The sequence below is a fragment of the Kitasatospora sp. NPDC096147 genome (genome assembly GCF_044763225.1).
Lineage (GTDB): Bacteria > Actinomycetota > Actinomycetes > Streptomycetales > Streptomycetaceae > Kitasatospora.
Window position 1 is genome coordinate 407,148 of record NZ_JBIWFX010000004.1, and the last position, 13,412, is coordinate 420,559.

Consider the following 13,412-nt stretch of genomic DNA (forward strand, 5'->3'; position numbering starts at 1 on the left):
CGGCCACTGGGCCAGGCGGGCGGCGCAGGCCGCGAAGGCCCGGACCAGGCCGGGGCCGTCCGGTGCGGTGAGCGCCAGGCGGTCGGCGACGTGGCCGCCGTGGTCCCGCGCGCAGCGGCACCCGACGGACACCAGGGCGCTGACCTCGTGCTGCCCCCGCTCCGTCCAGCCCACCGCCGGCCGGTACTCCAGCCAGTCGTCCGCCGACGGCACGACGGGGTTGAGGAGGAGCACCTGCCGGAGCCGGTCCTCGGGCCCGGTGAAGACCGCGCGGGCCTCCCACCACTCCCGGACCGCCTCGTGTGCGGGCACCCCGTCCAGGGCCCGGGCCCGCCCGGTGCGGCTCCCCCCGCTCGGCGGCCGAGAGCTGCGGCAGGAGGGCGCCCAGCGGCACGCCGTCGAGACCGGTCGGCAGGCTCAGGCCGCCGGGCGCCGGTAGGAGCTGCCGTCCCGGGTACGGGTCAGCCGGTGGCTCTCGACCAGGTAGCGGCGCAGCGCCGGGAAGTCGTCGTGCACGGTCCGCAGTGCCTCGTTGACCTGCTTCTCGGTGTAGTCGGTGGCCGGCTCGAAGAGGGTGGCGGCCAGGTGGTCGAGGAGCTGGTCCCGGCGGGCGGCCTTGCGGGGGACGGAGACCAGACGGCCGTCGGCGGCGAAGAGCGCGGTGACGGAGGAGCTGGAGGTGGTGTTCTCGGACATGCCAGGCAGCCTGCCGCTGGTGGAGTGGTGCGGGCAAGGAGTTTTCCGCCCCGTGGGTCCTGCCGTGCGAGCGCCTCGACGTGCCTCGGAGCGAGGCCCGGGGCCGCCGTGCACATCGCCGAGTGAGGCGGAGTCAGGACGGGACTACCGGTGGGTACTCACTCGGAAGTGCCATTGTGGTGGCCATGGCAGATGTGAAAGAACAGGACATGCAAGGGAGTTGACGTCCAAGCAGGTCCTGGAGGGCCCATGCGTCCGACCCGAATCGCCCCGCTCGCGCTGACCGCCGCGCTGCTCTGTGCCACCGCCGCCGTCCCCGCGCAGGCGCAGACCGGAGCACCGCCCGGGAAGGTGCCGGAGGCGGTCGGCTGGGGCGGCGCGGTGGCCAGCGTGGACGCCGACGCCACCGCCGCCGGGCTGGAGGTGCTGCGGCGCGGCGGGAACGCGGTGGACGCGGCGGTCGCCACCGCCGCCGCGCTCGGCGTCACCGAGCCGTACTCGGCCGGCATCGGCGGTGGTGGCTTCTTCGTCTACTACGACGCCCGCAGCGGCCGGGTCTCCACCCTCGACGGCCGCGAGGTGACCGGCCGGACGGCGGACGAGACGCTGTTCCTGGAGAACGGCAAGCCGCTGGCCTTCGCCGACGCCGTCACCAGCGGCCTCAGTGTCGGGGTGCCCGGCACTCCGGCCACCTGGGACGGGGCGCTGGACCGCTGGGGGAGCCGGGACCTGGACGACGTGCTCAAGCCTGCGGTCAAGCTGGCCGACCAGGGCTTCAAGGTCGACCGGACCTTCCAGGAGCAGACCGAGCTGAACCTGACCCGCTTCCAGGCCTTCCCGGACACCCGGAAGCTCTTCCTGCCGGGCGGTCAGCTCCCGGTGGTCGGCTCCACCTTCCGCAACCCGGAGCTCGCCGCCACCTACCGGGAGATCGGCCGCAAGGGCGTCCAGACGCTGTACAAGGGCCAGTTGGCCACCGACATCGTCAACACCATCCAGCACCCGCCGGTCGACCCGGCCTCCGGCTGGAACGCCCGGCCCGGCAAGGTGGACCGCAAGGACCTGGCCGACTACCGGGTGATCCCCCGTCAGCCGACCCACCAGGAGTACCGGGGCTACGACGTCTACGGCATGGCCCCGGCCTCCTCCGGCGGCACCACCGTCGGCGAGGCGCTCGGCATCCTGGAGGCCAAGGGCGACCTCGGGAAGGTGAGCTCCACCCAGTACCTGCACCGCTACCTGGAGTCCAGCCGGATCGCCTTCGCCGACCGGGGCCGCTGGGTCGGCGACCCGGCCTTCGTCAAGGTGCCGACCCGTCAGCTGCTGAGCGACGCCTTCACCTCCTCCCGGGCCTGCCTGCTCGACCCGGACCGCGCGCTCACCAGCCCGCTGGCCCCGGGCGACCCGTACCACCCCGCCCCGTGCGCCACCGCCGGCCCGGCCGTCCCGGAGACCTACGAGGGCCCGAGCACCACCCACCTCACGGTCGCCGACCGCTGGGGCAACGTGGTCGCCTACACCCTCACCCTGGAGCAGACCGGCGGCAGCGGCATCACCGTCCCCGGCCGGGGCTTCCTGCTCAACAACGAGCTGACCGACTTCTCCTTCGCCCCCGCCACCCCGGGCGTCCCCGACCCGAACCTGCCCGGCCCGGCCAAGCGGCCCCGGTCCTCGATCTCCCCGACCATCGTGCTCAAGGACGGCAGGCCGTTCGTCGCGGTCGGCAGCCCGGGCGGCTCGACCATCATCACCACCGTGCTCCAGGTGCTGCTGGGCCGCCTGGACCGGAGCCTGACGCTGGAGCAGGCGATCGCCGCCCCGCGTGCCAGTCAGCGCAACACCGCCGCCTCGGTGGCCGAGCCGGCCTTCCTCGCCCAGCCCGAACGGTCCGGTCTCGAAGCCCTCGGCCAGGTCTTCGCGGCCACCCCGGAGATCGGTGCCGCGACCGGCGTGGAGCGGCTGCCCGACGGCCGCTGGATCGCGGCGGCCGAACCCACCCGAAGGGGTGGCGGCTCGGCGGCGGTGGTGCACCCGTCCCGCTGACCCACCCTCCGGGGGACAGCGGCCCGTGGGCGCGGGGCTGAGGTGAGGCTCCGCCACGAGGGCGCGTGCGCGCGGGTGGGCAGGCGGCAGGCACAGCCCGGTTGACGGTGGGTCAGGTACCGGTGGGCCGCCTGCCGCCTGCCGCCTGCCGCCTGCCGCCTGCCGCCTGCCGCCTCGCGGCTCGCGCCCCCGCGGCGCCGCCGCACATCGGTGGAGCCCCGCGCCCCGGACGTCCGCCCTCCCGGGGGCACAGGCGGAGCGGAGGTGTCGGTTCCTGGCGGTATGTTCGTGGGGTCCGACGTACCTGACCGGGAAGGCCGCCCGCCGTGACCGTCCGCATCGCCACCTGGAACATCAACTCCGTCACCGCCCGGCTGCCCAAGCTGCTGGAGTGGCTGGAGGGCAGCAGCCCCGACGTGCTCTGCCTCCAGGAGCTCAAGTGCGCCTCGGACGCCTTCCCGTACGAGGAGGTCCGCGCGCTCGGCTACGAGACCGCCGCCTACGGCACCGGCCGGTGGAACGGCGTGGCGATCCTCTCCAAGATCGGTCTGGACGACGTGGTCCGGGACCTCCCGGGCCAGCCGGGCTTCCTGGCCGACGGCGCGATGATCCCGGAGACCGAGCCGCGCGCCATCGCGGCGACCTGCGGCCCGCTCCGGGTCTGGTCGGTCTACGTGCCGAACGGGCGCGAGGTCGGGCACGCGCACTACGCCTACAAGCTGGAGTGGTTCGAAGCGCTGCGCCTGGCCGTCGCCGAGGACGCGGCCGGCGAGCGCCCGTTCGCCGTGATGGGCGACTTCAACGTGGCGCCGACCGACGAGGACCTCTACGACCCCTCGGTCTTCGCGGGCCAGACCCACGTCACCGAGGCCGAGCGCGCCGCGCTGGCCGCGCTGCGCGCGGCCGGGCTGACGGACGTGATGCCGCGCGCCCTCAAGTACGACCGCCCGTACACCTTCTGGGACTACCGGGCGCTGGGCTTCCCGAAGAACCTCGGCATCCGGATCGACCTCACCTACGCCAACAAGGCGTTCGCCGAGGCCGTGACCGACAGCTACGTGGACCGCGAGGCCCGTAAGGGCAAGGGCACCTCGGACCACGCGCCGGTCGTGGTCGACCTCGACCTCTGACGGCCCGTCGGGCGGGGATCGTCCGTGCGCCCCCCGAACGGTCCCGAACGGTGGCCGTCCGGGGCGGCGCTGCCTAGCGTCGCTGGTGACAGGGTGTGGCTGTCCCCTCACGCGACGACGGAGTCCGTGTGCCCCGCCCGGAACCGGAGGAACGGCATGCGCGCTCCGCGTACCGCCGCCGCGCTGATCGGCGCGACCACCCTGCTGGCACTGGGCGCCCCCGCCGCCAGTGCCAAGAGCGTCGAGCCCGCCTGGGTGAGTCCGGCCGAGGCGTCGCCGGGGCAGAGCGTGACGGTCAGCGTCACCTGCGAGACCAGCTCGGTGAAGACCATCACCGCCAACTCACAGGCGTTCTCGACCGGCAGCGCCACCCTGACGGTGGGTCCGGACGGCAAGTACAGCGGCAAGGCCCTGCTGGCCTCCGAGAAGGAGTTCGACTCCAAGGCGCTCGGCAACCTCGGCAGCAACCTCGGCAATCTGGTCAAGGGCGGCAAGGCGTCCGGCTGGGGCATCGACGGCAAGTGCCCGAACGGCGACACCTTCAGCGGCGCGGTGGAGGTCAAGCTGGCCGGCGGTCAGGCCCCGGACCAGGGCGGCAAGCTGCCGACCGGCCCGGTGCACACCGGCGTCGGCGGGTCCGTCGCCCCCGAGGCCGGCCGGCTCGCGGCGGGCGGTGCCCTGGTGGCGGCCGGGGTGGGCGGCTTCTGGCTGCTGCGCCGACGGCCGGCCGCCTGATGGCCGGTCGGGCGCCGGACGGCTGCTGCCACATACCCGCCGCGGTGCGGCCGGGAGCCCCCGAGGGCTCACCGGCCGCACCGCGACGCGTTCGGTCCGGGCCGGTGCGGCCGGTGTCCGCCGCCTCGGCGACATCCCGCCCCTGACCGGCCGTCAGCGGCCGGTGGCCGCCAGCGGGGCGCTGAGCGGGGCTGCGGCCGGGGCGGCGGTGGTGGCCCGCAGGGTGCCGTCGGCCAGCAGGAACTGGGCCAGCACGTAGGTCGCCATGATCCAGACGCCGTGGCCGGGCAGCGCCTTCCAGTCGGCCAGCTCGGTGGCGATCAGGGTGTCGGAGAGCAGGAACAGCCCGCCGCCCAGACCGGCCCGCCAGTTCAGGCCGGCCGAGGTGACGGCGGTGGAGGCCAGCAGCAGGCTGTAGACCGCCACCGGGATCTTCAGGTCGCCGAGGCCGGGCCAGAGTTGAGTGATCATCACGGCCCAGGCGGCGGCGTAGGCCAGGGCCAGGATCACCGTGCGGCGCCGGTCCGCCAGCGCGCCCGCCTTGACGAACATCGTGACGTAGCAGACGTGCGCCGCCGCGAAGGAGCCCATGCCCGCCAGGAAGGCGGCCTGCTGGTCGAACTGGAGCAGTACGTCGCCACCGGTGGAGAAGGCCAGCGCGGGCAGCAGCAGCTTCGGCGCCTTCTCGGCCCGGGCGGCCACGTAGCCGGCCAGCAGCGGCACCAGGGCGGGCTTGGTGGCGTTCTGCAGCACGCTCGCCCCGGCGGCGATCGCGCCCAGGTGGGTGGCCGAGGTGACGGCGAAGGCGGAGAGCAGGCCCCGGGCGCTGCGCAGGCGGGTGGAGATGGTCATGCGGTGGTGCCCTCCGGGTGGTCGGTCGGCCCGGGCTGCCAGCCCGGGCCCTTGGTGAGGTGGCGCACCCGGTCGCGCCAGCTGGTGGCGGCGGCCACGTCGCGGGCGATCGAGACGTACTCGTGGGTGGCCACCCGCAGCGGGTTGTGGGTGGTCAGGTTCTTGGTCAGACCGTAGACCGGCTTGGTGGTCTCGGGGGTGAACGAGCCGAACATCCGGTCGAACACGATCAGGATGCCGCCGAAGTTCCGGTCCAGGTAGCCGCCCTGCGAGGCGTGGTGCACCCGGTGGTGGGACGGCGTGTTGAAGAGGTACTCGACCGGCCGGGGCAGCCTGTCGATCCGCTCGGTGTGGATCCAGAACTGGTAGACCAGGTTGGCCGAGGAGCAGAAGGCCAGCGCGGCGGGGTGCACCCCGGCCAGGATCATCGGGACGTAGAACACCCAGGTGGTGGCCGAGGTCCAGGGCTGGCGCAGCGCGGTGGAGAGGTTGTAGTGCTTGCTGGAGTGGTGCACCACGTGGCAGGCCCAGAGGATCCGGATCACGTGGTGGCCCCGGTGCGACCAGTAGTAGAAGAAGTCCTGGGCCAGCAGCATCAGCGGGACGGTCCACCAGAGCACCGGCACCCGAAGGGGCGTCAGCTCGTAGAGCGCGGCGTAGATCGCCACGATCGGGATCTTCCACAGCGCGTCGAAGACCAGACTGCCGAGGCCCATGCCCAGGCTGGTCGCGGTGTCCTTGACGGTGTAACCCTGCTCCTCCTCGTCGGGGTGGAAGCGGTAGGACACCACCTCCAGGACGGTGAGCAGCACGAAGGCGGGTATCGACCACAGCACGACGTCGGGCAGGTTCGGCATGCCGAGGACGATAGGTGACGGTGGGCGGCCTGCGGAAGAGGTAGTTACCCATGCGTAAGTAACGGGGTGCGGGCGGCAGTCACGGTGGGGACGTGCACCGTCTACTCTGGTGGGCGACATGGAGCGGTACACGGGCGGACCGGCGAGCGGGCGCGGTGCGGGGGCGGGGCGGCTCACCGCCGTCGTGCCGTCCGGTGCTGCCCGGGTGCTGCGGGCCGACGGCTTCCCCGCCGCCGAGCGGCTGGCGGAGCGGCTGGCCGGGGCCGACGGGGCGGCCGCCGAGGCGCTGTTCACCGCCGCCTTCGGCCTCTACGGGGCGCGCCACCTCGGCGGTGTGCTGCCGGAGGGCGCGGACGGTGAGCCGGGGTGCAGCTGGTGGCACGGCCCGACGGTGCATCAACCCGCCGCGCTGCGCGGCCGGGAGGGCGGTCGCCGGAGCCGGGTCGCACCCGGCCGGGACGCGCTGGCCGCCACCGGGCGGCGCGGGCGGCACCGCAAGCCGGTGCCCGGCAGCCCCGAGCAGGTCGCGGTCGAGCGCCGCACCGCCGCCCGGCTGCTGGCCGCCCACCCACTGGTCACGGCCGACGGCCCGCACGGCGAGGGCCTGCCGCTGATCCACCGTCACGCCGACTGGCTGGTGGAGCGCTTCGCCACCCTGCTCGGCTACCCGCTCACCGTCGGCGCCGGCTACGCCCGACTGCACAAGGCCCCGCTGCCGGGCCGTACGCCGGCCCCGGCCGAGGCCGACGGCTGGACGCCGCAGGGCTACGCGGCGTTGGTCCGGGCACTGGTGGCGGTGGCCGAGGGCCGCGAGCCCCGGTCCATCGGTCCGGAGTCGGCCGGGCCCGGGCCCGTGGAACCCCGGCTCGCCGATCACGGTGCGGCGGATCACGGAGCAGCCGAGCCCCGCACCGCCGATCGCGGCACCGCCGTGCCCGGGTGCGCCGGAGCCGCCGAGACCGGGCCGACGGTCCGTCAGCGGCTGGCCGAGTGGCGGGTGCTGACGCCGGGGCAGCCGGGTGACCGCGAGGTGGCCGCCGCCCTGCTCGCCCCCGGCCCGGGGGAGGGGCCGGTGTCCGACGAGGTCGCGGTCCGGCGGCTGCTGGCCGAGACCCCGGTGGTGCTGCTGGACGAGCTGACGCCCGGTCAGCGCCGCTGGCTGCTGGCCCACCGGGCGGACGAGGCCGCGCTGTTCGCCGACTTCCTGGGCCTGGCCGCCGAGTGCCGGGCCGAGGGCATCGCGCTGCTCGACCCGGCCGACGAACTCACCGACCTGGCCCTGCCCGGCACCGGCACGCTGGCCCAAGCGGCGCTGCTGCTGGCCGCCCGGCTGGTCGAGGAGCTGCGCCCGCTGCCGGAGGAGTCGGCACCCCCGGCGGTGCTGGTCCCGGACGCGCTGATAGATGGCGCCCTCGGGGACATCACCGACGAGCACGGCCTGCGCAACGGCTGGCGCCGCGACTACCTGGCCGACCTGACGGCCTTCCGCCGGGACGCCCTCGACCTGCTGCACCGGATGCAGCTGATCGCCCCGGCCGGCCGCGCCTGGCTGCTCCGCGCCCCGGCCGCCCGCTACGCCCCGGCGGTCGAGCCGGAGCCCCCGGCCCCGGGCCGGCATTCCCGCGCCTACGCGGGCTGACCCTGCGGGTCGGCGCGGCCGGTCGCGGTGTGGGCTCGCCGTCGTGGACGGTTCGCGGAGGTCGGGGCCGTTCCGCAGGCCGACGGCACCCACGCGGGCCCACGCGCAGGGTGTGAACCTCCTTCGGGGACCGTTCGCGGAAGCCGGGTGTGGCCCGAGTCCGGCGGCCCGTACGCGGGCCGACCCCCCCGCAGGCCGACGCGTCCGGCCCCCGGGGTGGGGTAGACGCGCGCACCGGCTGTTCCCCCAGGCCGGATGCGTCCCTCGGGGGTCGCGCTCCCGTGGGGCGGACGCCCCCACGGGGACCGTTCCCCGGCCCGCACGGGGGCCGATCGCGCCGGACGGCCGCGATCAGGCGGGCTGTCCCCGCAGGTCGGAGACGCCGTAGAAGCCGTCGGCGAGGCCGGCCAGCCGCTCCCGGAAGCCGCGCAGCGGGATGGCCGCCGAGGCGGGGAAGTCCGGGGCGAGGCTGCCCGCCGGCAGGAAGCCGACCCGGCAGCGGCGGCAGAACGCGGCTGCCTCCCAGGCCCGCCGGGTCTGCCGCCACCGGGCGAGGCGTTCGGGCAGCTCGCGGTCGGCCGCCCGGACCCGGCGACCGCCCACCCAGCGGCCGATCGCCCCGAGCAGCGCGAGCAGGAGCGGGACCGACATGCGGGCCAGCCAGAACTCGGGGTCGGTGGCGGGCTCCTCGCCGGCCAGCAGGGCCGCCCACGGGGCCTTCAGGAGCTGAGGCACGAGGAAGAGGGCCGCGAACACGAGCAGCACCGTCGAGCCGGCGCCCCGTTCGGCCGGGCTCGGCCGGCGGCAGCAGGTGCGCCCGCTCGGCCGGCTTCAACGGCTCGGCCGGGTCCTCGAGCGCCGTTGCCACCGGGGCCGTGCGGTCGGCTTGGCCGCATGTCGGGCAGGTGCAGGCGTCCGTCATCTGGTGAGTTCCCCCGGCTGTTCGGCGATCGGTCGCGCGTAGTACAGCACGGGCCCCGCAGGCGCCTGACGCCGGGTCAGCGGCTGGCGGTGGCTATCGTCGCCTGCTGCACGGTCTCCACGGTGGCGGCGACGCCGAGGGAGCCGAGGGCCACCGAGGCCGCCACCGCCGCGCAGGCGATCAGGCGGCGGTGGCGGCGGGGCAGCGGGAAGCGCGGGCCTGGTGGGGCCGGGGGAGCCGGGACGGGCTGAGCGTTCATGACAGTGAGCATTCCAGGGTGGCGTTAAACGGTGACGACACCGGGGTGAAGCCCAGGTGGGAGCTGGGCGTCCGGTCATCGGAGCTGTTCAGCATGCCACCGGCCCGGAACGACGCTGACGAACGATCAGCCGCGTTCGGCCCAGTTCACTCGGACGAGTGAGGCGGCGGGGGAGCGGAGGAGCCGGCCCGCTTGCGGCCGACCCCGCGCTCGGCCAGCGCGTCGCCGACCGCGACCCGGACGGCGTCCCGCAGCCCGTGTGCGGCGGCCAGCCGGGGCGGTCCGGCCGCCGGGTCGTCGCGCAGCTCGCGGACCAGCGCCCAGCAGAGCAGCAGCATCACCACCACGAACGGCAGCGCGACCAGGATGGTGGCGTTCTGCAGCGCGCTCAGCCCGCCGGCCAGCAGCAGCGCGGCGGCCACCCCGCCCATCAGCACGCCCCAGACCACCACCAACCAGGTGCGCGGGTGCAGTGAGCCCCGACTGGAGAGCGAGCCGAGCACCAGCGAGGCCGAGTCGGCGCTGGTGATGAAGAAGGTCATCACCAGCAGCACCGCGATCACGCTGGTGATCCCGCCGAGCGGCAGCGCGCGCAGGGTCTCGAACATCGACGCCTCGGCGCCCTGGGCGATGGTGCCGACCAGGTCGGCCTGCCCGGTGGAGTCGAGCCGGATCGCGGTGCCGCCCATCACGCAGAACCAGATCACGGTGGCACCACTGGGCACCAGCAGCACACCGAGCAGGAACTGACGGACCGTCCGGCCGCGCGAGATCCGGGCGATGAAGGTGCCGACGAACGGCGCCCAGGAGAGCCACCAGGCCCAGTAGAAGATGGTCCAGGAGCCCAGCCAGCTCTCGTCGGTGAAGGCGCCGGTCTGGGTGGCCATGGTGGTCAGGTCGGAGAGGTAGCCGCCGACGGTGGACGGGATGGAGTCCAGCAGGAAGACCGAGGGGCCGAAGACGAAGACGAAGAGCATGATCAGCAGGGCCAGCACCACGTTCGCGGTGGAGAGCCACTTGACGCCCTTGTGCACGCCGGAGAAGGCGGAGAGGACGAAGGCGGCGGTCAGCGAGCCGATGATGATCAGCTGGACGTTCTCGGTGGACTTCACGTCGGAGATGTAGCCGAGGCCGTCGGCGACCTGGAGCGCCCCCAGCCCGAGGCTGGTGGCGGAGCCGAAGACGGTGGCGAAGACCGCGAGCAGGTCGATGCACTTGCCCATCCAGCCGTCCGCGCCCTGACGGCCGATCAGCGGGACGAAGGCGGCGGAGATCCGGTTGCCCCGGTTCTTGCGGAAGGTGGTGTAGGCGAGGGCCAGGCCGCCGACCGCGTAGATCGCCCAGGGGTGCAGGGTCCAGTGGAAGAGCGAGAACTCCAGGGCGGACTGGGCGGCGGCCGGGGTCCGCGGCTCGATCCCGGAGCCCGGCTGCGGGGCGGCGTACAGCTGGAGCGGCTCGCCCACGCCGTAGAACATCAGGCCGATGCCCATGCCCGCGCTGAACATCATGGCCACCCAGGCGAGGGTGGAGAACTCCGGCTCCTCGTCGTCCTTGCCGAGCTTGATCCGGCCGAACCGGCTGAACGCCAGCAGCAGCGAGAGGACCAGGAAGACGTCGGCGGCCACCACGAACAGCCAGCCGAAGTTGTGCAGCACCCAGTCCAGCCCGGTCTTGGAGGCCGAACCCAGCGAGTCCGCCGCGAACACGCCCCAGGCCACCACCGCCAGCACGGCGACGGCGCTGACGCCGAACACCACCTTGTCGGTCGGGAGGGTGGCCCCCGGTTGGTCGTCGGGTCGGCTGCTCATCAGAGAGGCTCCAGCGGTCGGACAATACGTACATCTCGTACTATCTGCGGCTGGCGGGTGCGGAACGGGCAGGACGCGCCGGGCGGCTCCCCGGTTTCCCTGACGGCGTGTCATCCGCGCACCCGGGAGGGCCACCCGGCGGACGCCGTGGTGGTGCACCCGGTGACGGTCACTCAGGCGGTCGGCACGACAGCCGGCCGGACGGTCGATCAGGCGGTCGATCAGGCCGCTTCGTAGGGGGCCAGCACCAGGCGGACCACGCCCTCCAGCCGGCGCCTGGCGTCGTCCAGCGTGGTCCGCCCGGTCACCCAGGCGGTCAGCTCGCCCTGCCAGGAGTGGCCGACGATGTGCCGCACCAGCTCCCCGGCGGCCGGTGGCAGGCTGGGGCTGACGGCGTCCAGCGCGGCGCCGTCGGCCCGGGCCAGCGACTGCAGGGTCTCGGAGGCGAACGGGTCGGTGGAGGCGGACACCGCCACCCGGAGCCGGGCCAGTTGGGGCTGGCGCTGGTAGGCCCGCATGCCGTTGCGGACGAACCGCACCACCCGGTCGGTCTCGGCCACCCCGCGCCGGGCGCCGCGCTGCTCGGCCACCAGGTCGTCCAGCAGCAGCCGGTGCCAGTCCGCGATGGCGGCGGCCAGCAGGTGGTCCTTGGAGGAGAAGTACCGGTAGGCCGTGCCGAGCGCGACACCGGAGCGTTCGCAGACCTGTTTCATCTGGAGCCGCTCGACGCCGGTCTCGTTCACCAGTGTGAGTGCGGCGTCGATCAGGCTCTTGCGGCGTGCGAGCTGACGGGGCGACATCGCCTCCACCGGCCTTGGTGACAGGTCAACCTTGGTCACCCGCACCATGATACGGGGCGGGGTCCTCCGAGCGAACGTCACCTGAACGGGCAAGTGCCGGGCTGCGTCAGGTCGCCCGCCCCGTCAGGCGGGCCGTCGCCGCGTCAGCCGGGCCGACGCCGCGTCAGGAGGGCCGCCGCCGGATCAGGGTCTCCTGCACGGCGGAGGCGACCAGCCGGCCGGCCCGGTCGTAGAACTCGCCGTGGGCGAGGCCCCGGCCGTCCGAGGCGGACGGGCTGCGCTGGGCGAACAGCAGCCACTCGTCGGCCCGGAACGGGCGGTGGAACCACATCGCGTGGTCCAGCGAGGCCAGCACGATCCGGGACGGCTCGGTCCGCTGGAAGCGGTGCGCCTGGAGGTCGATCGCGGCGGTGGAGGCCAGCGTCAGGTCGGAGAGGTAGGTGAGCGCGCAGACCTGGAGCAGCGGGTCGTCGGGCAGCCGGCCGCCGGTCCGCAGCCAGACGAACTGCTGCGGGGTGCCCGGCTGCTGGCCGGGGAGGCCGGGGGAGTCGGCGGGGACGAAGCGCAGCTCCAGGGTGCGGAACACGGCGGCCCGCTCGTAGTCCTCGGGCGCGGCGGCGGCCCAGGCCGGGAAGGGGTCGGGCAGCTCCTCGGGGGCGGGCACCGGCGGGGCGGTGGCCTGCCGGTCGGGGTCCGGCTCCGGGGTCTTGAACGAGGCGGAGAGGGTGAAGATCACCTCGTCGTGCTGAACGGCCGTCACCCGGCGGGTGGCGTAGGAGAAACCGTCCCGGACCGGGTCCACCTGGTAGTCGATCGGGTGCCGGGGATCGCCCGGACGCAGGAAGTAGGAGTGCAGCGAGTGCACGTGCCGTCCGCCGCTCACCGTCCGCCCGGCGGCGGTCAGCGCCTGGGCGGCCACCTGGCCGCCGAACGCCCGCATCGGAGCCCCGGCGTGGCAGCTGCCCCGGAACAGGTTCTCGTCCACCCGGTCGATCCGGAGCAGGGCGGCGAACCGCTCGGCCGTGTCCGCGGCGGTGGTGGCTCTGGAGGCTTCCGTCACGCGGACAGCGTACGACATCAGGACTGGAACAGGTTTCAGGAATGCTCGTTCTTGACTGACCGTTCCTTTACTCCTAGAGTCTTCGGCATGGGACGACCACGCGCGTTCGACGAGGACGAGACCGTCCGGGCCGCCGCCCGGCTGTTCGCCGACCGGGGCTTCGAGGGGACCTCGGTCGACGATCTGGTGACCGGGCTCGGGGTGCACCGCAACAGCCTCTACAAGGTGTTCGGCAGCAAACGGGGCCTCTATCTGGCGGCCCTGCGCCGGCACCTCGACGAGGAGGTGCTCCCGGGGGCGGCCGCACTGACCGCCGCCGGTGGCCTGGGCCGGGCCCTGGCCCAGGCCGCCGCCGCCTTCGACGGCGGTCCGGCCGCCGGGCTGCTGCTGCTCGCGGCGGCCGAACGGGCCCCGCACGACCCGGAGGTGGCCGCCCTGGTGGAGGAGGGGCTGACCGCCCTGGAGGCCGGCCTGGCCCACCACCCGGAGGCCGGGCCGGAGCTCGCCCCGGCCCTGGCCGCCACCGTGCTCGGCCTGCGGCTGCGCCGCTCCGGCGACGGCCCGGCCCGGCTCGCCGCACTTTCCCGACGGCTCGCGCCGACCAGCTGAAG

Annotated in this window: 13 protein-coding genes; 5 read left to right on the plus strand and 8 right to left on the minus strand. The window is 74.4% G+C overall.

The window, feature by feature from the left end:
• Positions 1 to 417 precede the first annotated feature (417 nt).
• Entirely contained in the window at positions 418 to 696 is a 279-nt protein-coding gene (locus ACIRBX_RS16050) for a DUF2087 domain-containing protein (RefSeq protein ID WP_402297115.1), read from the minus strand.
• A 249-nt stretch (positions 697 to 945) separates the two neighbouring features.
• On the opposite strand from ACIRBX_RS16050, the gene ggt reads away from it, so the two are divergent.
• From ggt to ACIRBX_RS16065, 3 genes are all read left to right on the plus strand, one after another.
• Positions 946 to 2,739, plus strand: a complete 1,794-nt coding sequence (gene ggt / locus ACIRBX_RS16055) for a gamma-glutamyltransferase (RefSeq protein ID WP_402297117.1) — start codon at positions 946 to 948, stop codon at positions 2,737 to 2,739.
• 326 nt (positions 2,740 to 3,065) lie between these two features.
• The gene (locus tag ACIRBX_RS16060; protein ID WP_402297119.1) at positions 3,066 to 3,869 is read left to right on the plus strand and encodes an exodeoxyribonuclease III; all 804 of its coding nucleotides are present in this window, start codon (positions 3,066 to 3,068) and stop codon (positions 3,867 to 3,869) included.
• Between the two features lie 156 nt (positions 3,870 to 4,025).
• The gene (locus ACIRBX_RS16065) at positions 4,026 to 4,604 is read left to right on the plus strand and encodes a hypothetical protein (protein ID WP_402297121.1); all 579 of its coding nucleotides are present in this window, start codon (positions 4,026 to 4,028) and stop codon (positions 4,602 to 4,604) included.
• Between the two features lie 153 nt (positions 4,605 to 4,757).
• On the opposite strand, the gene ACIRBX_RS16070 is transcribed toward ACIRBX_RS16065, so the two are convergent.
• Both ACIRBX_RS16070 and ACIRBX_RS16075 read right to left on the minus strand, forming a co-directional pair.
• On the minus strand, positions 4,758 to 5,456 hold the full coding sequence (locus ACIRBX_RS16070) for a lysoplasmalogenase (protein ID WP_402297123.1): 699 nt from the start codon (positions 5,454 to 5,456) through the stop codon (positions 4,758 to 4,760).
• Positions 5,453 to 6,313: a sterol desaturase family protein gene (locus ACIRBX_RS16075; RefSeq protein WP_402297125.1), complete on the minus strand. Its 861-nt coding sequence runs from the start codon at positions 6,311 to 6,313 to the stop codon at positions 5,453 to 5,455. The genes ACIRBX_RS16070 and ACIRBX_RS16075 overlap by 4 nt, the downstream gene beginning before the upstream one ends.
• 118 nt (positions 6,314 to 6,431) lie before the next feature.
• On the opposite strand from ACIRBX_RS16075, the gene ACIRBX_RS16080 reads away from it, so the two are divergent.
• Positions 6,432 to 7,952 carry a DUF2398 family protein gene (locus ACIRBX_RS16080; protein WP_402297127.1) on the plus strand — a complete coding sequence of 507 codons (1,521 nt, stop codon included), beginning with the start codon at positions 6,432 to 6,434 and terminating at the stop codon, positions 7,950 to 7,952.
• Positions 7,953 to 8,303: 351 nt separating this feature from the next.
• On the opposite strand, the gene ACIRBX_RS16085 is transcribed toward ACIRBX_RS16080, so the two are convergent.
• From ACIRBX_RS16085 to ACIRBX_RS16105, 5 genes are all read right to left on the minus strand, one after another.
• On the minus strand, positions 8,304 to 8,687 hold the full coding sequence (locus tag ACIRBX_RS16085) for a hypothetical protein (protein WP_402297129.1): 384 nt from the start codon (positions 8,685 to 8,687) through the stop codon (positions 8,304 to 8,306).
• Between the two features lie 263 nt (positions 8,688 to 8,950).
• Positions 8,951 to 9,133: a hypothetical protein gene (locus ACIRBX_RS16090; RefSeq protein WP_402297131.1), complete on the minus strand. Its 183-nt coding sequence runs from the start codon at positions 9,131 to 9,133 to the stop codon at positions 8,951 to 8,953.
• 146 nt (positions 9,134 to 9,279) lie between these two features.
• On the minus strand, positions 9,280 to 10,941 hold the full coding sequence (locus ACIRBX_RS16095; RefSeq protein WP_402297133.1) for a BCCT family transporter: 1,662 nt from the start codon (positions 10,939 to 10,941) through the stop codon (positions 9,280 to 9,282).
• 221 nt (positions 10,942 to 11,162) lie between these two features.
• Positions 11,163 to 11,780: a TetR/AcrR family transcriptional regulator gene (locus ACIRBX_RS16100; RefSeq protein ID WP_402297135.1), complete on the minus strand. Its 618-nt coding sequence runs from the start codon at positions 11,778 to 11,780 to the stop codon at positions 11,163 to 11,165.
• Positions 11,781 to 11,904: 124 nt separating this feature from the next.
• Positions 11,905 to 12,801: an acyl-CoA thioesterase gene (locus ACIRBX_RS16105; protein ID WP_402297137.1), complete on the minus strand. Its 897-nt coding sequence runs from the start codon at positions 12,799 to 12,801 to the stop codon at positions 11,905 to 11,907.
• Positions 12,802 to 12,888: 87 nt separating this feature from the next.
• Between ACIRBX_RS16105 and ACIRBX_RS16110 the strand changes: the two genes are divergently transcribed.
• Positions 12,889 to 13,410 carry a TetR/AcrR family transcriptional regulator gene (locus ACIRBX_RS16110; protein ID WP_402297139.1) on the plus strand — a complete coding sequence of 174 codons (522 nt, stop codon included), beginning with the start codon at positions 12,889 to 12,891 and terminating at the stop codon, positions 13,408 to 13,410.
• Positions 13,411 to 13,412 lie beyond the last annotated feature (2 nt).